The organism is Streptomyces megasporus (genome assembly GCF_000718985.1).
Classification (GTDB): Bacteria; Actinomycetota; Actinomycetes; order Streptomycetales; family Streptomycetaceae; genus Streptomyces; species Streptomyces megasporus.
Genome location: NZ_JODL01000038.1, coordinates 64480 through 82129, shown reverse-complemented (window position 1 = coordinate 82129; position 17650 = coordinate 64480). Strand labels below are relative to the sequence as shown.

Below are 17650 nucleotides of genomic sequence, written 5' to 3'. Positions count from 1 at the left end.
CGACGGTCTGGTGAAGGCCGCCCACGGCCTGGACACCGACACCGCCGACCACTTGGCGGCGTTGGCCTCGGGCCTGTACTCCCTCGCCCGGTTCGTCTCGACCGCCGGGTCCGGCGCCTGCCTGGCCGTCCTCGCCGACGCCGAGGCGGACGCGGCCGTGCTCGGCTACGAGATGGCGATGCTCGTCAAACAGGTCCGCACCCACCTGGCCACCCCCGCCAGGCGCTCAGAAACCCCCTGAACCCCCACCCCATGGCGACCGTAGGGCCAGGGTCGCACCCAAGTCTCCGGGACTCCCGGAACACCGAGAAAGGAAGATCATGACCACAGACCTTCGGGATGCGTTCCCGCTGGTGTCCGAACGCATCCCCATCAGCAGCAGCACGCCGTCCGGACCGGAGACCCGCCCCTGGATCCTCCAGTTCGCCCGCACCCCCGACGCACACCAGGCACAGCCGATCCCCGAAGCGGTCTACGACGACGAACAGCAGGTGTCCGTCGGCCTCTACGGCGGCGAGCTGCCGTGCATGGGCACGCACTTCCCGACCATCCCCGACGGATCGGCGGACGCCCCGCCGCCACTGGACGAAGGCCCGAAGGACTGACCACCGTGACCGCCCCGATCCTGATCATCGCCGACCGCGCCGACTGGCCCACCGACCGCGTCGTCACGACGCTGACCGACCGTGGAGCCGAAGTGTTCCGCATGGACACCGCCGACTTCCCTCAGGAGGTGTCCCTGACCGCCGGTATCGACCCCGGCCGCCCTTGGTCCGGTGAGCTGCGCACCGCCCTACGCGCGGTCGCCCTCGACCAGATCGGGGCGGTCTACTACCGGGCCCCCAACGCCTTCCGGTTCCCCCATGGCATGAGCGAGGCCGAACGCAAGTTCGCGTTCGCCCAGGCCCGCGCCGGATTCGGCGGAGTCCTCGCCGCGCTGACGTGCCGGTGGGTCAACCACCCCGCGGCCATCGCCCGAGCCGAATACAAGCCCCAGCAGCTCGCGGTCGCCCGCGCGGTCGGCCTGCGCATCCCACCCACCCTCATCACCAACCAGCCCGAGAACGTGCGGGCGTTCGCCGCCCAAACCCAGGGCCCGCTGGTGTGCAAGCCCATCGCCTCCCCCGTCCTCATCGAGGGCGACCAGTTCCGGACGGTCTACACCCGCCGCCTGGAACCGGGCGACCTGGCCGACCTCCGCGGCATCCAGACCACCGCCCACCTGTTCCAAGCCTGGATCGACAAAGCCCACGAGATCCGACTGACCGTGGTCGGCGACCGCATGTTCGCCGCCGAGATCCACGCCGGCAGCCAGGCCGCACACGTGGACTGGCGCAGCGACTACGCCAGCCTGGAATACCGGCCCACCCAGCTTCCCGACGAAGTCACCGAGACAGTCCGCGTGTTCATGGACCGCATGAACCTCCGCTTCGCCGCCCTCGACTTCATCGTGGATCCCCAGGGCCGGCACTGGTTCCTGGAAGCCAATTCCTGCGGACAGTGGGACTGGATCCAACACGCCACCGGCCTGCCCATCGCCGAAGCCATCGCCGACGACCTCCAAGGAGCCACCACACCGTGACCGTGATCCTCGCCCCCGACGAACGAACAGCGCTCGCCGCCCTGGTCGACACGCTCACCACGGCCGGGGCGATCCGCGACCCCCGCTGGAAGGCCGCGTTCGCCGCTGTGCCCCGCCACCTGTTCGTGCCTTCCCCCTACGAACAGACCACCGGGCCGAATGGCATCACCCACTGGACACCCACGACCAACCACGGTCGCGACACCTGGCTGAACGCGATCTACAGTGACCGCACCCTGGTCACCGCCCTCGACCCCACCACCGGCACCCCCACCTCCTCCAGCACCCTGCCCAGCCTCATGGCCCGGATGCTGGAGGACTTGGACGTCGCCGACGGACACCGCGTCCTCGAGGTCGGCACCGGTACCGGCTACAACGCCGCCCTGCTCTCCCACCGGCTCGGCTCCGACCAGGTGACCAGCATCGACGTCGACTCCGATCTGGTGGACGTCGCCGCCGCCCACCTGGACGACGCCGGATACTCCCCCCACCTGGCCGTGGGCGACGGCCGCGCCGGCTACCCGCTCGGCGCTCCCTACGACCGGATCATCGCCACCTGCTCCGTCACCTCGATCCCCGCAGCATGGCTGGAGCAGACCCGTCCCGGCGGCCTGGTCCTCGCCGACCTGGCCACCGGCGTCGAAGGCGGCCTGGTCCGGCTCACCGTCGAAGGACCCGGCCGCGCCACCGGCCGCTTCACCCCCACCCGAGGCCGGTTCATGGCCGCCCGCGACGATGCCAAGACCTACCCCCGGACGGTCGTGTCGCCGCCCGCACGACAGGAGCAGACCGAGCCGACCGAGGTCACCGGAACCCTCTTCCTCGCCCCCGCCCACTACCCCTTCCGGCTGCTGTGCGGCCTGACGATGCCCCATGTCTCCTTCGTCTACCACTCCCACGACGGGGTCACCTCGGTGCAGCTCCAGCACGCCGACGGTTCCTGGGCCCGCTCACCGCTCTCCGGCGAGTCCGCCACCGTCACCTGGGGCGGCCCCCGACATCTGTGGCGCCAGGTCGAGAAGATGTGGCACCTGTGGACCAGCCAAGGCCGCCCCGACCAAACACACATCGGGGTGAGCATCGACGGCGATCGGCAGCGTGCCTGGCTCGGAACTCCTGACGGCCTGGGCTGGCCGATCCTCCCCTGACCCACCCCCCTGATCGGGCCCCGGCCGGGCGGCGGCCGGGTGTGCCGTGCGCCGAGGCCGAAGCCGCCGTGCCTCGCTGACGCGCCCCGCCGATCGCGGCGCGGACCGTGTGGTCACGTGGTTTTCCCGTCCCTCTCTGGACTCCATACCGACTGGTCGGCATCATGGCGGGGGACGTCACGATCACCCCCCTTCCCGCCGAGGAGTCATCCGATGAACGAGCACCATCCACCGGGCCTCGACCCCGCGCGGCTGCGCGCGCATCTGGACCGCGAGCGTCCCGGACTCGTGCGGGGGGCGCTGAGCGCGGAGCTGATCGAGGGCGGGCGGTCGAACCTGACCTACCGGGTGACCGACGGGGTCTCCCGCTGGGTCGTCCGGCGTCCGCCGCTGGGGCACGTCCTGGCCACCGCCCACGACATGGCCCGCGAGCACCGGGTGATCAGCGCGCTGGGTCCCACCGAGGTCCCCGTCCCCCACGCGGTGCTGCTGTGCGAGGACGACTCCGTCCTCGGGGCGCCCTTCTACGTGATGGACCACGTGGACTTCCTGGAGCGGCAGTTGCGGCGCTGGGGCAAGCAGCTCGACGCCTCCCGCAGCCGCGACCTGCCGGGCAGGATCGCCGCCGTCCTCGACTGGGAGATGTCCACGCTCGGCGATCCGCTCACCGATCTCGGGCTGCTGGTGATGTACAGCGGCCGGCGGCACCTCGCCGGCGTGCCCATCGCGACCACGAGCGAGGCGCCCGGCCACCCGGAGCCGGAGGAGCTGGTCGAGCGGTACGCGACCGGCTCGGGCCGTGACGTGTCGGAGATCGCCTGGTACACCGCCTTCGCCTACTTCAAGCTCGCCGTGATCCTCGAGGGCATCCACTACCGCCACACCCTCGGGCAGACCGTCGGCGCCGGCTTCGACCGCATCGGAGACCTCGTCCCGGTCTTCGTCGACAACGGCCTCACCACCCTTCAGGAGGGCTAGCCATGGACTTCGCATTCGACGCCCGCACCGAGGAACTGCGGAAGAGACTGCTGGCCTTCATGGACGAACACGTCCACCCGGCCGAGGCGGTGGCCGAGGAGCAGCGGGCGGCGCTGGACTCGCCGTGGAGGACGCCGCCGGTGGTGGAGGAATTGAAGGCCGCCGCGCGTGAGCGGGGGCTGTGGAACCTCTTCCTGCCCGACTCCGAGCACGGCGCCGGACTGACCAACCTCCAGTACGCGCCGCTGGCGGAGATCACCGGCCGCAGCCCGCAACTCGCCCCGACCGCGACCAACTGCGCCGCGCCGGACACCGGCAACATGGAGGTGCTGGCGCAGTTCGGCAGTCCCGAGCAGCGCGAGCGGTGGTTGAAGCCGCTGTTGGCCGGCGAGATCCGCTCGGCCTTCGCGATGACCGAGCCGGAGGTGGCCTCCTCGGACGCCACCAACATCGAGACGCGGATCAGGCGGGAGGGCGACGAGTACGTCGTCACCGGCCGCAAGTGGTACATCTCCGGGGCGATGAACCCCGACTGCGCGGTCTTCATCGTGATGGGCAAGACCGACCCGGACGCCGAGGACGTCCGCCGCCGGCAGTCGATGGTGCTGGTGCCGCGCGACACCCCCGGTGTGGAGATCCGGCGGGCCATGAAGGTCTACGGCTACGAGGACCACTGGCACGGCGGCCACGCCGAGGTCCTCTTCCACGACGTCCGCGTTCCCGTCTCGAACCTGATCGGCGAGGAGGGCGGCGGCTTCGCCATCGCCCAGGCCCGGCTGGGACCGGGCCGCATCCACCACTGCATGCGGCTGATCGGCATGGCGGAGCGGGCGATCGAGCTGATGTGCCGCCGCGCCGGCTCCCGTGTCGCCTTCGGCAGGCCGCTGGCCGAGCAGGGCGTGGTGCGGGAGTGGATCGCCGACGCGCGGGTGGCGGTGGAGCAGTTGCGGCTGCTGGTGCTCAAGACGGCGTGGCTGATGGACACCGTCGGCAACCGCGGCGCGCACACCGAGATCCAGGCCATCAAGATCGCGGTGCCGCGGACGGTCGTGGACATCCTGGACCGGGCGGTGCAGTTGCACGGCGCGGGCGGGGTGAGCCAGGACTTCCCGTTGGCGGAGCTGTGGGCCTCGGCCCGCACCCTCCGACTCGCCGACGGGCCCGACGAGGTCCACCAGCGTTCCCTGGCGCGGCGCGAGCTGAAGCGCTTCGCGCGGCCCTGACGATCGCGCCTCGGAGAGCAGAGAGGCGCACCGACGGCCGGGGGCCCCGCGGCGGCCCCCGGCCCGTGCCCCGAAGGAGACGTGCGGCGCCGGCTCCGACTCGGAAGGCGGGGCACACCGGCGGCTCCGGTTCCGCCGGGACCGTTCGAGGCGGGCGCGCGGATGCCATGCGCGCGGATGCTACGCGGAGGCCTTGGCGATGATGCTCTCGATCTCGTCGCGCCCGAAGGCCCGCAGGGTCGTGCTGCGGACGTTGCCCATCCCTCCGAGCTGGAGGAGCGCCGCGGTGGCGGTTTCCTCGTCGGGCGCCTCGACGATGGCCACCAGGTCGTGCGGACCCACGGTCCAGTAGACCTCCACCAGCCTCGCCCCCAGCTTCCGCAGCGCTTCGGCGAAGGCGTCGCGGCGTTGCGGGGTCTCCTTGTAGGCGCGGATCCCCTGGTCGGTCCAGTTCAGCAGCGTGACGTAGGTCGGCACGGTCTCTCACCTCCGCGCATAGGGGAGGAATCACCACAAACCAGCCTAGTCGCCGACGAGATGGTCCGCATGCGAACGTGCCGGAGCCGCCCCTTACGGCCGCAGGGCCCGCAGCAGCAGGTCCGCCAGGTGGTCGGCGACCTCCTGCGGGGTGAGACGGCCGTCGGGGCGGTACCAGGTGCTGAGGTGGTGGACGGAGCCGAAGTGGTAGTCCACCACCAGATCGGCCGGGGTGGACGAGGTGAACACCCCCGCCTGCTGCCCCTCCTCGATCAGGGCGCGGAACCGCTCGTGGTAGCGGCGGCGTTCGGCCCGCACCTGCTTCTGCTTCTCCTCGCTGAGCTGGTGCATGGAGCGGAAGAAGATCGACGCGTCGTCGAGGTTCTCGATGGTGGTGACGACGACGTCGGCGGCGGCGTCGCGCAGCCGGCGCTCCACGGGGGCGTCGGCCTCCGCGAAGGCGTCCAGCCGCTCCTGCTGCAGGCGCAGCACGCGGCCGTAGATCTCGTGGAGCAGGTCGTCCTTGGAACCGAAGTAGTGGTAGAGCGCGCCCTTGGTCACCCCCGCCGCCTCGACGATCTCCTGGACAGAGGTGCGGTCGTAGCCGCGGTCGGCGAACAGGCGGGTGGCGGCTGCCAGCAGTCGCTGCGGGACCGGCCGATCGGTGCCGTCCCGCCGTTGGGTCGCCGGGCTCGTCATGGCGCTTCCTCCTGTGCTCGTTCTCGGTGCTCGCCGTCCGCTCGGCGTCACCGCCGGATTGTCTCCAGCTTCTGCTGCACATGATTCATCGCGCCCAGCCACCTGTCGGTGTCGGAGGCCCGGGCCACGGCGTAGCGGCCGACTTCCGGGTGCGGCAGGACCAGGAAGCGCCCCTCGGCGATCGCCTCCAGCACGGCCTCGGCGACGTCCTCCGGTTCGATGGCCGTGTCCTTCAGGACCAGTTCGCCGGCGGTGGAGGCCGAGGCGAGCATGTCGGTCCGCACGCCCTGCGGGCACACCGCGTGGATGTCGACGCCGCGGTGGCGGTAGGTGACCGACAGCCACTCGGCGAAGGCGAGGGCGGCGTGCTTGGAGACGCTGTACGGTGCGGAGCCGACCATGGTGAGCATCCCGGCGGCCGAGACGGTGGCGACGAACCGGCCGCGTCCGCGCTTCAGCCAGTCGGGCAGCAGCTCGCGCGCGGCCCTGACATGGGCCATCACGTTGACGTCCCAGGCGGCGTCCCAGACGGCGTCCTCGGCCTCGGGACCGCCGGAGGGAGCGACGCCGGCGTTGGCGCAGAAGGTGTCGATCGTGCCGCCGAGCGCCTCGCGGGCGGCGGGGACGATCCGCGAGGCGTCCCCGGGCACGGCCACGCCGTCGATCTCCTCGGCCACGGCCCGCGCCCGGTCCGCGTCGAGGTCGTTGACGGCGACCCGGGCCCCGTGCCCGGCGAAGGCCCTGGCGAGGGCGGCGCCGATCCCGCCGCCCGCCCCGGTCACCACGACGGTCGTGCCCCGCAAGCTCTCCATGGCCCACTCCTCGACGCTCCATCGGTTCCGGCACCCCGCCGGCCCTCCACAGACTAACCAGTCGGTATGTGGCTTCGGAAGATTCTCGGGCAGACGGATCCCATGGGCGGCCCGGTACGTCCCAACGATGACGTCTTACGGTCCATCCGTCGGAGGTGGTACGCGTTGGCCGGTTTCAACGCTCTGGCCGAGCAGGTCCGTGATCCTGGCAGAGACCCGTCCCAGCGCCGCCAGGCACTGCGCAAGTGTCTGGAGCGCTTCGCCCCCTACGGGCACCGCGCCACCTGGCACCACCTGTGCGCCCGCGCGGGCATCTCCCCCGACGACCGGTACCCCGACCCCCGGCGGCTGGTCGCGGCGCTGGAGGAGTTGGAGGAGGCCCGGGCGGTGTGGTTGGCGTACGAGCGCGCCTTCGCGCGGCGGCGCCGCATGGAGAAGCACGACGGCATACGGCAGCCCCCCGGTCCGGACGACTGGCACCGGCGCTGCTGGGGCGGGCGGCAGCTCCTGCCCGTCGAGAACCCGGACGCCGCTCCGGGCGATCGGCTGGCGGACGTGCTGCGTCGCCTGATCGACGACGTGCAGGCCCGTGGGAGGCACACCGGATACGAGACGCACGGCCCCGCGGGGGCCACGGCGTCCCGTCCGGTCGAGAAGGTGACCGTCAACTGGTGAGGCGACACGGCCTCCGTACCGTCCGTGTGCGGGGACGGCACGGAGGCCGTTTCGCGCTCCGAAGCGCCCCCAGGCGCCCCCAGGCGCCCCCAAGCGTTCTGACACGCCCTCGGCACGCCCCTTCCGACGGACCCGCGGCACGGGGGCCGCCCGTTGACAGCCTTCGACCTCCCCACCATGCTGAGCAAGCACTGAGCAAGCGCTTAGAAACACCGAGACACCAGAGACGCCGTGGTGCGTCGAGGCACCACGGTCACCACGGTTGGGGAGGAGAGCTTCGATGGCGGAGCCGCGGGTTTTCACGTCGGTCGACGAGCTTCGGGCGTCGATCGGCGAGGAGTTGGGCGCCGGCGACTGGTTGGAGATCGACCAGAAGCGGGTCGACCTCTTCGCCGACGCGACGGGCGACCACCAGTGGATCCACGTGGATCCCGAGAAGGCGGCGGCCGGACCGTTCGGCACGACCATCGCGCACGGCTATCTGACCCTCTCACTGCTGCCGGTGCTGGTGCCGCGGCTGATGCGGGTCGAGGGGGTGCGGATGGGCATCAACTACGGCGTGAACAAGGTCCGTTTCCCCTCTCCCCTGCCGGTCGGCTCGCGGGTGCGCGCCACCGGGGTGATCACGGAGGTCACCGAGGTGGGAGAGGGCTGCGTCCAGTTGACGATGCGGGTGACGATCGACCGCGAGGGCGGCGAGAAGCCGGTGTGCGTCGCGGAGAGCGTCGTCCGCTACTACCTCTGATCGGCCGGCCCCCGTCGCTCCGGCCGGTCGTCCTCCCCGCGGGCGCCGGTCGGAGCGCCGACCATCCTCAGCACGAGGTCGGCGTAGAGCGTCCCGATCTCCTCGGGGGTGCGCGACCCCCCGGAGCGGAACCAGCGGGCGACGTCGATGCAGAGCGAGAGCACCGCCAGGGCGGTGCCCCGGATGTCGGCGACCGTGAACTCGCCGACGGCCACGCCGTCCTCCAGGATGCCGCGCAGGATTTCCTCACTGCGCCGGCGCAGGGCGACGATCTCGGTGTAGTGCTCCTCGGCGAGCGCGCTCAGCTCGTACTGCACCACCCGGGCCGTGGTGTGGCGCTCGGCGTGCCAGCGGACGAAGGCGTGCACGGCGGCGGCGAGCCGGTCGGCGGGGTTCGTCGCGCTGTCGTTCGCCTCGGTGAGGATGCGCACCGAGCGCTCGTGGCCGACCCGGCTGATCTGGTAGAGCAACTCCTCCTTGGTCCGGTAGTGGATGTAGAGCGCGGCCGGGCTCATCCCGGCGCGCGAGGCGATGTCCCGCGTGGTGGTGGCGTGGAAGCCCCGCTCGGCGAACGCCTCGACCGCCGCCAGCAGCAGCCGCCGGGCCGCGTCGGGGGTCACCTCGCCCCAGGCGTCCTCGGGCTCTCCCGCGCCGGCGCCGCGTCCGCCGTCCACTCCGCGCTCCGGGGACCCGTCCACGGCCCCCGGTCCCGTCTCCGCCGTCATCCGCACCTCGCCCTGATCAGTCTCGGTCGACCGGGCGAACACGATACATCGGTCGCTGAGCAAACGCTTAGGGAGCGGGACGCCAGGCTCGGTCGCACCGGGCCCGGCGCGCGGGGGTCAGAAGGCGGAGACCCCGGTGAGCGAGCGTCCGATGAGCAGCTTGTGGATCTGGCTGGTGCCCTCGTACAGCGTCATCACGCGGGCGTCGCGCAGCAGCTTGCCGACCGGGTACTCGTCGATGTAGCCGTAGCCGCCGAAGACCTGGAGGGCGTTGTTGGCGGCCCGCACCGCGGCCTCGGAGGCGTACAGCTTGGCGACGGAGGACTCGGTGGCGAAGGGCAGGCCCCGGTCGATGTGGTCGGCCACCCGCCAGGTCAGCAGCCGGGCGGCGTCGACGTCCACGGCGATGTCGCTGATCAACTCCTGCACGAGCTGGTGGTGGGCGATGGACTTCCCGAACTGCTCGCGCTCGCGCGCGTACCCCACGGCGGCGTCCAGCGCCGCCTGGGCGATGCCGACGCATCCGGCCGCCACCGACATGCGCCCCTTGGCGAGGGCGGACATGGCGACGGAGAATCCCTTGCCCTCGGGGCCGATCCGGCAGTCGTCCGGCACGCGGACGCCCTCGAAGATCAGCTCGGCGGTGGCCTGTCCCCGCAGGCCGAGCTTGCCGTGGATCTCCCGGCGGGTCAGGCCCGGGGTGTCGGTGGGGACGAGGAAGGCGGTGACGCCCTTGTGGCCGGGTTCGGGACCGCTCCGGGCGAAGAGGAGCACCACCTCGGCCCACGTGCCGTTGGTGATGAACGTCTTGGCGCCGTCGATCACCCAGTCGTCGCCGGCGCGTCGGGCGCGGGTGGTGAGGTTGGCCGCGTCGGAGCCGGTGCCCGGCTCGGTCAGGCCGAAGCAGCCGACGGCGTCGCCGGAGCAGAGCCGGGGCAGCCACCGCCGCTTCTGCTCCTCGCTCCCCCAGGCCGCGATCGACTTGGCGACCAGGCCGAGCGAGACGGACAGCACCCCGCGCACGGCGGAGTCGCCGCGCCCCAGCTCCTCGGTGACCAGGCAGTACGCGAGATGGTCGCCGCCGGAGCCGCCGTACTCCTCCGGGATCGTCAGGCCCAGGAAGCCCAGGTCTCCCAGGGACTTCACCACGGACCGGTCGATACTCTCGGCGCGGTCCCACTCCGCGGCGTGCGGGACGATCTCGCGGTCGACGAACTCCTTGGCGAGTCGACGTACGGCGGCCTGCTCCTCGGACAGCTCCAGATCCATGCCCGTTAAACTAGCAGCGCTAGTTACAGCTTCACAGAGACCGCACGCGACTCGAGGATGTGATCCGTGGCACGCCCCCGTACCCCCCTGCTCAGCCGGGAGCGGATCGTGACGGCAGCGCTCGCGCTGGTGGACGCCGAGGGGCTGCCGGCCGTCTCCACCCGCCGGCTCGCCGCCGAGCTGGGCGTCAGCGGCCCGTCCCTGTACAACCACTTCCGCACCAAGGACGAGATCCTGGACGCGGTCGCCGACGCGGTCTGCGCCGACGTCGACCTGTCGATGTTCACCGACGGCACCGACTGGCGCGACGCCCTGGTGGCCTGGGCCCGCTCCTACCGGGCGGCGCTCGCCGTCCATCCCAACATCGTCCCGTACCTGGCCCAGGGGCCCGGCCGGCGCCCCAGCCAGTTGCGGATGGCCGACGCGGTCTACGGGGCGATGCGCGACGCCGGGTGGTCCCGCGCCCAGGCGACCCACATCGGCGCGACGATGCGGTACTTCGTGGCCGGGTCGGCGCTCGGCTCCTTCGCCCGCGGCTTCGTCGACGACGCCGCGCTGTACGAACGGGACTACCCGCACCTGGACCAGGCCCACCTGCTGGCCGAACACCAACAGCGGGTCGACGAGGGCGCGTTCGAGACGGGCCTGCGCGCCCTCGTCGACGGGCTGGCGCTCCGGTTCCCCGGCCGCGGGGACGGGGCGCCCAAGGACGGGGAGGATCCGGAGGCGGGTTAGAACACCACCAGCGTCCGGCCGCCGCGCCCGGCGAGCATGGCCTCGAAGGCCGCCGGCACGCCGTCCAGGTCGATCCGGTCGGTGACCAGCGCGCCCAGGTCCAGCCGGCCGGCGCGGACGTGCTCGGCGAGCACCGGCAGGTCGCGGACGGGATCGCAGTTGCCGTAGACGCAGCCGGAGAGGGTGCGCGCGAAGTGGAAGATCTCCAGCGGCGAGAAGGAGACCTTCTGCTCCTTGCCGCCGATGCCGACGACGGTGGCGCGCCCGCCGCGCCGGGTGGAGGACCAGGCGGCCCGGATGGTCTCCGCGCGTCCCACGCACTCGACGGCCACGTCCGCGCCCAGGCCGCCGGTGAGCTTCCGGATCTCCTTGGCGGTGGTGTCGGAGGCGATCAGGAAGTCGCTCGCCCCGGCGCCCCGGGCCAACTCTTCCTTCTCGGGCGAGACGTCGACGGCCACGATCGTCTCCGCGCCGGCGATCCGCGCCGCCTGGAGCACCGCCAGCCCCACCCCGCCGACGCCGAAGACGGCCACCGACTCGCCCGGCCGCACCCGGGCGCTGTGGTGCACCGCCCCGTAGCCGGTGAGGACCGCGCAGCCCAGCAGGGCGGCGTCGATCGGCGGGACGCCCGCGGGGAGCGGGAGGACGGCGCGCTCGGCGACGACCGTCTCCTCCGCGAACGCGGCGGTGCCCAGGCCGGGATACAGGTCCCGACCGTCGCCGGCGCGGGCGTAGGGCACCCCGGAGGCCGCGTTCGCCTCGGTGCACAGCCAGGGTTCGCCCAGTCGGGCGCAGAAGTGGCACGTCCCGCACGAGGGCGCCCAGTTGAGGACGACCCCGTCTCCGGGGGAGACGGTCGTGACGCCCTCGCCCACGGCGGTCACGGTCCCCGCGCCCTCGTGGCCGAGGACGGCGGGGACGGGCTGGCGCAGGGTGCCGTTGGACAGCGACAGGTCGGAGTGGCAGACCCCGGCGGCGGCGAGGCGGACCCTCACCCGGCCGGGGCCCGGCTCCGGCAGCTCTATCTCCCCCACCTCGAGCGGGGCGTTGACGGCGGGCAGGACGACGGCGCGGACCACGTGGCGTTTCCTCTCGTGTCCTTCTCGAAACGTGCGGGCTGGTGGGATCAGAACTGCAGGGACTTGGTCTGGAGGTACTCGGTCAGGCCGTGCGGCCCCAACTCCCTTCCCACCCCGGACCGCTTGTAGCCGCCGAAGGGCGCCAGGGGGTTGAACCGTCCGCCGTTGACGTCCACCTGACCGGTCTGCAGCCGGCGGGCGAAGGCGACGGCCTCCGCCTCGTCCGCGGCCCAGACGGCGCCGGCGAGACCGTAGGAGGAGTCGTTGGCGATGCGGACCGCGTCCTCGACGTCCTCGTACCGCATGACGCTCAGGACGGGACCGAAGATCTCCTCCCGGGCGATGGTCATCTCCGGTGTGACGCCGGCGAAGACGGTGGGCCGCACGTAGTACCCGCGCTCCACCCCCTCGGGCGCGTCGGGGCCGCCCGCGACGAGGTCGGCGCCCTCGGAGATCCCGGTGCGGATGTAGCCGGTGACGCGCTCGCGTTGGGCGGCGTTGACCAGCGGGCCCAGACGGGTGGCGGGGTCGGTCGGGTCGCCGGGGACGTACTTGGCCGCCGCCGCGGCGGCGATCTCCACGGCCTCGTCGTACCGGTCGGCGTGGACCAGCATGCGGGTCCAGGCGCTGCACGTCTGGCCGGCGTTGGCCATCACGTTGCCCACGCCGATCTTCACGGCCTTCACCAGGTCGGCGCTCGGCAGGACGACGTTGGCGGACTTGCCGCCCAGCTCCAGGGCGACCCGCTTGATCGCGCCGCCCGCGATCGCGCCGATCCGGCGGCCGACGGCGGTGGACCCGGTGAAGGAGACCATGTCCACGCCCTCGTGCTCGGCCAGCGCCTGCCCGGCGACCGGTCCGACTCCGGTGACGAGGTTGAACACCCCGGCGGGCAGCCCCGCCTCCGCCACGGCCTCGGCGAAGAGCCGCGCGACCAGCGGGGTGTCCTCGGCGGGCTTGAGGACCATCGTGCAGCCGGCCGCGAGGGCGGGGGCGGCCTTGGCGACGATCTGGTGCAGCGGGTAGTTCCAGGGCGTGATGGCGCCGACGACGCCCACCGGTTCGTGCAGCACCCGGGAGGTGCCCAGCTTCTCCTCGAAGGAGTGCTCGGCGGCGAGCGTGGCGTACGTCCCGGCGACCGTGATGGGCAGGCCGGCGTGGACGGCCTCGGAGAAGGAGAGGGGGGCGCCCAGCTCCGCGGTGACGGTGGCGGCGATCGTCTCGCGCCGGGCGGCCAGGGCGTCGCGCAGCGCGCCGATCCGTGCCGCGCGCTCGGCGGGCTCGGTGGCGGCCCAGCCGGGCAGGGCGGCCCGGGCGGCGGCCACGGCCGCGTCGACGTCCTCGGCGGTCCCCGCCGGGACGGTGCCGATGATCTCCTCGGTGGCCGGATTGACGACCTCGATCGTCCCGTCGCCCGCCGCCGGCCGCCAGTCGCCGTCGATGTACATGCCGTTGTGTGCCTGCATAACTCCAAACTAGCGGTGCTAGTTTGAGGTGTCACCAGGGCGGCGCATGCCGTGGGTCACACAGGGTTCGAAACCGGGTCCGAAGCCGGGTTCGACGCCTGATCCGATACCGGGTCCGACGCCGGGACCGAGGGTGCGTCGGGGGAGGTCGGCACCGGGGCGACCTCCACCGGGAACCCGTTGAGCACGGCCGTCCCCGACAGCGGATCGAGCAGCCGGCCGTCCAGGAGCTGGTTGACGTTGACCCCGGGATCGGCGGAGGCCACCGGCGTCCGGGTGCCGGGCCGGTCGTGTCCCCAGCCGTGCGGGAGGCTGACGACGCCGGGACGCACCGACGCGGTCACCTCCACCGGCGCCCGGACCGCTCCCCCGTCGCCGCGGATCTCCGCGAGGCCGCCGTCGACCAGGCCGAGCCGGGCGGCGTCGGCGGGGTGGACGTGGAGGGTGCAGCGGTTGCTCCCGCCCCTCAGTCCGGGGACGTTGTGCATCCAACTGTTGTTGGACCGCAGGTGGCGGCGGCCGACCAGGACCAGGGCGGCGGGGCGCTCCCGGCGCTCCGCCGACCGGCGTCGCAGTCGGGCGACGTCGGCCGCGATCGGCTCCGGGCACAGCTCGACCCTGCCGGATGGGGTGCGCAGCACCTCGGGCAGCCGCGGGCGCAGCGGCCCCAGGTCGATGCCGTGCGGATGCTCCCACAGCCTCGCCAGGGTGAGGCCGTCCGGGTCCGCGCCGAAGCCGTCGCCGTACGGGCCGAGCCGCAGCATCAGGTCCAGGCGGCGTTCGGCGCCCGTCTCGCCGGTCAGCCGGCGGGCCAACTCGCCCGCGTCCCGGCCGTGGACCGGGGAGAGGGGGTCGGCGACGGCGGCGGCCAGGGTCTGCTCGACGACCAGGGCGTCGACCGACTCCGGGTCGGCGTCGGGCGTGCCGAAGGCGCACAGCACCAGTCGGGCCAGGATCTCGCTCTCGCTCCGCTCCCCCTCGCCGAGGGGGATCACGGGGCGGGTGTGGCGCACCTGGTTGCGGACGGCCAGGGCGTTGAAGGAGAAGTCGAAGTGCGGGCTGCGGCTCGGCCGGGGCGGCGGGAGCACGACATGGGCGTGCCGGGAGGTCTCGTTGAGGTACGGGTCGACGGCGACCATGAAGTCCAGGCCCGCCAGGGCCCTCTCCAGCCGGGCGCCGTTCGGGGCGGACAGCACGGGGTTGCCCGCGACGCAGATCAGCGCCCGCACCCGCCCCTCGCCCGGCGTGTCGATCTCCTCGGCCAGCGCCGCCGCCGGGAACTCCCCCTTGACCTCGGGGTGTTCGCCGACCCGGCTGCGCCGGCGGCCGGTGACGAAACCCCGCCCCGGGGCGGGCGGCCGAGGGGCCCGGGCGGTGGCCGACAGCGGGAACATCGCGCCGCCGGGCCGGTCGAGGTTGCCGGTCAGCGCGTTGAGCACGTCCACCAGCCAGCTCGTCAGGGTGCCGAACTCCACCGCCGTGCTGCCGATGCGCCCGTAGACCGCGGCGCGTTCGGCGGCGGCCAGTTCGCGGGCGAGGAGACGGATCTCCTCCGGCGCCACGTCGCACATGTCGGCGACGGACTCGGGGGTGAAGTCCGCGGCGAGCCGTGCCACGTCGTCCACACCGCTCAGGTGTTCCCCGGCCGGGCCGAGTTCGACCAGGTCCTCGGCGAAGAGGACGTGGACCATCGCCATCAGCAGCCACGCGTCGCCGCCCGGACGCACCGCCACGTGCCGGTCGGCCAGGCGGGCGGTGCGGGTGCGGCGCGGGTCGATCACGGTGAGGGTTCCGCCGCGCCGCCGCAGCGCCCTCAGCCGGCCGGGGAAGTCGGGAGCGGTGCACAGACTGCCGCCCGACACCACCGGGTTGGCCCCGACGATCAGGAGGTGGTCGGTGCGGTCCAGGTCGGGCACGGGGATGGCCAACGGGTCCCCGTACAGCAGCCCGCCGGAGACGTGCTTGGGCATCTGGTCGAGGGTGGAGGCGGTGAAGATGTTGGGGGTGCGCAGCGCCTTCGCCAGCAGCGGCGGGTAGAGGGCCCCGGCCACGGTGTGGACGTTGGGGTTGCCCAGGAAGAGGGCGACGGCCCGGGGGTCGCCGTCCGCCAGGACGGCGCCCAGCCCTTCGGCGACCGCGGCGAACGCCTCCTCCCAGCTCGCCTCCCGCAGTTCGCCGGCGCGGCGGACCAGGGGGCGGACGAGCCGGTGGGGGTCGTCGTCCAGCTCCCCGAAGAGGGCGCCCTTGGGGCAGACGTAGCCGCGGCTGAGGACGTCGTCGCGGTCTCCGCGCGCGGCGGTGATCCGCTCCCGTCCGCCCTCGCCACCGCCGGCCCCGCCGGTTCCGGCGACGGTGACGCTCAGCCCGCAGGTGGCCTCGCACAGCGGGCAGATCCGCAGGGCCGTGCGGGTCCGCTCGCCGGCCTCGGGGTCGGTCCGTGCGTCGGTGCTCTTCGACATCGGTCCCCCTCGTGGGCGGTGTTCGGGTGAGCGCGACCGACCGCCTCCATACCGACCGGCCGGTAAGCGAACCCTAGCCCGATCGGCCCCGGCGTGCCCAGGGGTGGGAGCCGAAACGCCGCCACGTCCGTCCCATGGTCGTCGTTGACGTGCGCATCTCCGATTCCTATGGTTGACAATAGGAAACCCTGAGCGCCAGGAGCGTTGCGATGAGTGGCACGACGAGCGGTTTGGAACAGGCCCGCAAGACCGCGGAGGGACTGACGTACTCCTCCGGATTCGGGAACGAACACGGCAGCGAGGCGGTCACCGGAGCGCTTCCGGTGGGGCGCAACTCGCCGCAGCGCGCCCCCTTCGGCCTCTACGCCGAGCAGCTCAGCGGCACCGCCTTCACCGAGCCGCGCGCCACCAACCGCCGCTCGTGGCTGTACCGCATCCGCCCCTCGGCCGCCCACCCCCGCTTCGTCCGGGCGGACGCCTCCACCGGACCCGGCCTGCGCGGCGCCCCCTTCACCGAGACCGAACCCGACCCCAACCGGCTGCGCTGGGACCCGCTGCCCGACCCCGCGCCCGGCACCGACTTCCTGGACGGGCTGTGGACCCTGGGCGGCAACGGCGACGCCGCCCGGCGCGAGGGCACGGTCATCCACCTCTACGCCGCCAACGCCCCCATGGAGCGGAGGGTGTTCGGCAACGCGGACGGCGAACTGCTGATCGTCCCCGAGCGGGGCGGTCTGCTGCTGCGCACCGAGTTCGGCCTGCTGCGCGCCGAGCCGGGCCACGTGGCGCTGATCCCGCGCGGCGTCCGCTTCCGCGTCGAGCCGCTGGATCCGATGGTGCGCGGCTACGTCTGCGAGAACATGGGCCGCCCCTTCACCCTCCCCGACCTCGGCCCCATCGGCGCCAACGGCCTGGCCAACCCGCGGGACTTCCTCGCGCCCACCGCCGCGTACGAGGAGGTGGAGGAGCCGGTGGAGGTCGTCCACAAGTTCTGCGGCAACCTCTGGACGGCCACCTGGGACCACTCGCCCCTGGACGTCGTCGCCTGGCACGGCAACCTGGTGCCGTACGTCTACGACCTGCGCCGCTTCAACGTGATCGGCAGCATCAGCTACGACCACCCCGACCCGTCGATCTTCACCGTCCTCACCTCGCCCTCGAACACCCCGGGCCTGGCGGACGTGGACTTCGTGGTGTTCGCCCCGCGCTGGCTGGTCGGCGAGGACACCTTCCGGCCGCCCTACTTCCACCGCAACGTGATGAGCGAGTACATGGGCCTGATCGAGGGCGCCTACGACGCCAAGAAGGCGGGTCCGGGCGGCTTCGTGCCCGGCGGCGGCTCGCTGCACAACATGATGTCCGCGCACGGGCCGGACCGGGAGACCTTCGAGCGGGCCAGCGCCGCCGAACTGGTCCCGCAGAAGGTGGACGACGGCCTGGCCTTCATGTTCGAGACCCGCCGGCCGGTGATCCTCACCGCGCAGGCTCGGGACGCGGACCACCTGCAGCGCGACTACGACGAGGTGTGGCAGGGTCTGGAGCGGCACTTCTCGTCGTGAACCGCGCCGCATCACCGTA

The 17650-nt window shown here is 72.7% G+C and carries 18 protein-coding genes; 10 read left to right on the top strand and 8 right to left on the bottom strand.

Annotation, left to right across the window (positions count from 1 at the left end):
• The 6 genes from IF47_RS0124565 to IF47_RS0124540 all read left to right on the top strand — a co-directional run.
• On the top strand, positions 1–241 hold a 241-nt coding region (locus IF47_RS0124565; RefSeq protein WP_031511176.1), incomplete at its 5' end, for a roadblock/LC7 domain-containing protein.
• A 79-nt stretch (positions 242–320) separates the two neighbouring features.
• Entirely contained in the window at positions 321–605 is a 285-nt protein-coding gene (locus IF47_RS0124560) for a hypothetical protein (RefSeq protein ID WP_031511175.1), read from the top strand.
• A gap of 5 nt (positions 606–610) precedes the next feature.
• Entirely contained in the window at positions 611–1582 is a 972-nt protein-coding gene (gene tgmB, locus IF47_RS0124555) for an ATP-grasp ribosomal peptide maturase (RefSeq protein WP_031511174.1), read from the top strand.
• Positions 1579–2730 carry an ATP-grasp peptide maturase system methyltransferase gene (tgmC, locus tag IF47_RS0124550; protein WP_157840041.1) on the top strand — a complete coding sequence of 384 codons (1152 nt, stop codon included), beginning with the start codon at positions 1579–1581 and terminating at the stop codon, positions 2728–2730. The genes tgmB and tgmC overlap by 4 nt, the downstream gene beginning before the upstream one ends.
• Before the next feature lie 213 nt (positions 2731–2943).
• Positions 2944–3708: a phosphotransferase family protein gene (locus tag IF47_RS0124545; protein WP_031511172.1), complete on the top strand. Its 765-nt coding sequence runs from the start codon at positions 2944–2946 to the stop codon at positions 3706–3708.
• A 2-nt stretch (positions 3709–3710) separates the two neighbouring features.
• The gene (locus IF47_RS0124540; protein WP_031511171.1) at positions 3711–4931 is read left to right on the top strand and encodes an acyl-CoA dehydrogenase family protein; all 1221 of its coding nucleotides are present in this window, start codon (positions 3711–3713) and stop codon (positions 4929–4931) included.
• A 180-nt stretch (positions 4932–5111) separates the two neighbouring features.
• Here the strand turns inward: IF47_RS0124540 and IF47_RS0124535 are convergent, their stop codons facing one another.
• The 3 genes from IF47_RS0124535 to IF47_RS0124525 all read right to left on the bottom strand — a co-directional run bounded on the left by IF47_RS0124535 (position 5112) and on the right by IF47_RS0124525 (position 6919).
• Entirely contained in the window at positions 5112–5408 is a 297-nt protein-coding gene (locus IF47_RS0124535) for a GYD domain-containing protein (RefSeq protein WP_031511170.1), read from the bottom strand.
• Between the two features lie 93 nt (positions 5409–5501).
• On the bottom strand, positions 5502–6107 hold the full coding sequence (locus IF47_RS0124530; RefSeq protein ID WP_031511169.1) for a TetR/AcrR family transcriptional regulator: 606 nt from the start codon (positions 6105–6107) through the stop codon (positions 5502–5504).
• 47 nt (positions 6108–6154) lie between these two features.
• The gene (locus IF47_RS0124525) at positions 6155–6919 is read right to left on the bottom strand and encodes an SDR family oxidoreductase (RefSeq protein ID WP_031511168.1); all 765 of its coding nucleotides are present in this window, start codon (positions 6917–6919) and stop codon (positions 6155–6157) included.
• 165 nt (positions 6920–7084) lie between these two features.
• On the opposite strand from IF47_RS0124525, the gene IF47_RS0124520 reads away from it, so the two are divergent.
• Both IF47_RS0124520 and IF47_RS0124515 read left to right on the top strand, forming a co-directional pair.
• The gene (locus IF47_RS0124520; protein WP_245641224.1) at positions 7085–7594 is read left to right on the top strand and encodes a hypothetical protein; all 510 of its coding nucleotides are present in this window, start codon (positions 7085–7087) and stop codon (positions 7592–7594) included.
• Positions 7595–7874: 280 nt separating this feature from the next.
• Positions 7875–8339: a MaoC family dehydratase gene (locus IF47_RS0124515; protein ID WP_031511166.1), complete on the top strand. Its 465-nt coding sequence runs from the start codon at positions 7875–7877 to the stop codon at positions 8337–8339.
• On the opposite strand, the gene IF47_RS0124510 is transcribed toward IF47_RS0124515, so the two are convergent.
• Together IF47_RS0124510 and IF47_RS0124505 are read right to left on the bottom strand one after the other, a co-directional pair.
• On the bottom strand, positions 8330–9064 hold the full coding sequence (locus tag IF47_RS0124510; protein ID WP_078592087.1) for a TetR/AcrR family transcriptional regulator: 735 nt from the start codon (positions 9062–9064) through the stop codon (positions 8330–8332). The genes IF47_RS0124515 and IF47_RS0124510 overlap by 10 nt on opposite strands.
• A gap of 117 nt (positions 9065–9181) precedes the next feature.
• Positions 9182–10333: an acyl-CoA dehydrogenase family protein gene (locus tag IF47_RS0124505; RefSeq protein WP_031511164.1), complete on the bottom strand. Its 1152-nt coding sequence runs from the start codon at positions 10331–10333 to the stop codon at positions 9182–9184.
• A gap of 66 nt (positions 10334–10399) precedes the next feature.
• Between IF47_RS0124505 and IF47_RS0124500 the strand changes: the two genes are divergently transcribed.
• Positions 10400–11068 carry a TetR/AcrR family transcriptional regulator C-terminal domain-containing protein gene (locus tag IF47_RS0124500; RefSeq protein ID WP_051718192.1) on the top strand — a complete coding sequence of 223 codons (669 nt, stop codon included), beginning with the start codon at positions 10400–10402 and terminating at the stop codon, positions 11066–11068.
• Here the strand turns inward: IF47_RS0124500 and IF47_RS0124495 are convergent.
• Genes IF47_RS0124495 through IF47_RS0124485 form a run of 3 tightly spaced genes read right to left on the bottom strand, consistent with a single transcriptional unit; the run spans position 11065 to position 16072 of the window.
• Entirely contained in the window at positions 11065–12147 is a 1083-nt protein-coding gene (locus IF47_RS0124495; protein WP_031511162.1) for a Zn-dependent alcohol dehydrogenase, read from the bottom strand. The genes IF47_RS0124500 and IF47_RS0124495 overlap by 4 nt on opposite strands.
• A gap of 47 nt (positions 12148–12194) precedes the next feature.
• Positions 12195–13613, bottom strand: coding sequence for an aldehyde dehydrogenase family protein (locus tag IF47_RS0124490; protein WP_031511161.1), 1419 nt, complete (start codon positions 13611–13613; stop codon positions 12195–12197).
• Positions 13614–13669: 56 nt separating this feature from the next.
• Positions 13670–16072 carry a molybdopterin oxidoreductase family protein gene (locus tag IF47_RS0124485; RefSeq protein ID WP_051718191.1) on the bottom strand — a complete coding sequence of 801 codons (2403 nt, stop codon included), beginning with the start codon at positions 16070–16072 and terminating at the stop codon, positions 13670–13672.
• 209 nt (positions 16073–16281) lie between these two features.
• Between IF47_RS0124485 and hmgA the strand changes: the two genes are divergently transcribed.
• The gene (gene hmgA, locus IF47_RS0124480; RefSeq protein ID WP_031511159.1) at positions 16282–17631 is read left to right on the top strand and encodes a homogentisate 1,2-dioxygenase; all 1350 of its coding nucleotides are present in this window, start codon (positions 16282–16284) and stop codon (positions 17629–17631) included.
• Positions 17632–17650: the final 19 nt, after the last annotated feature.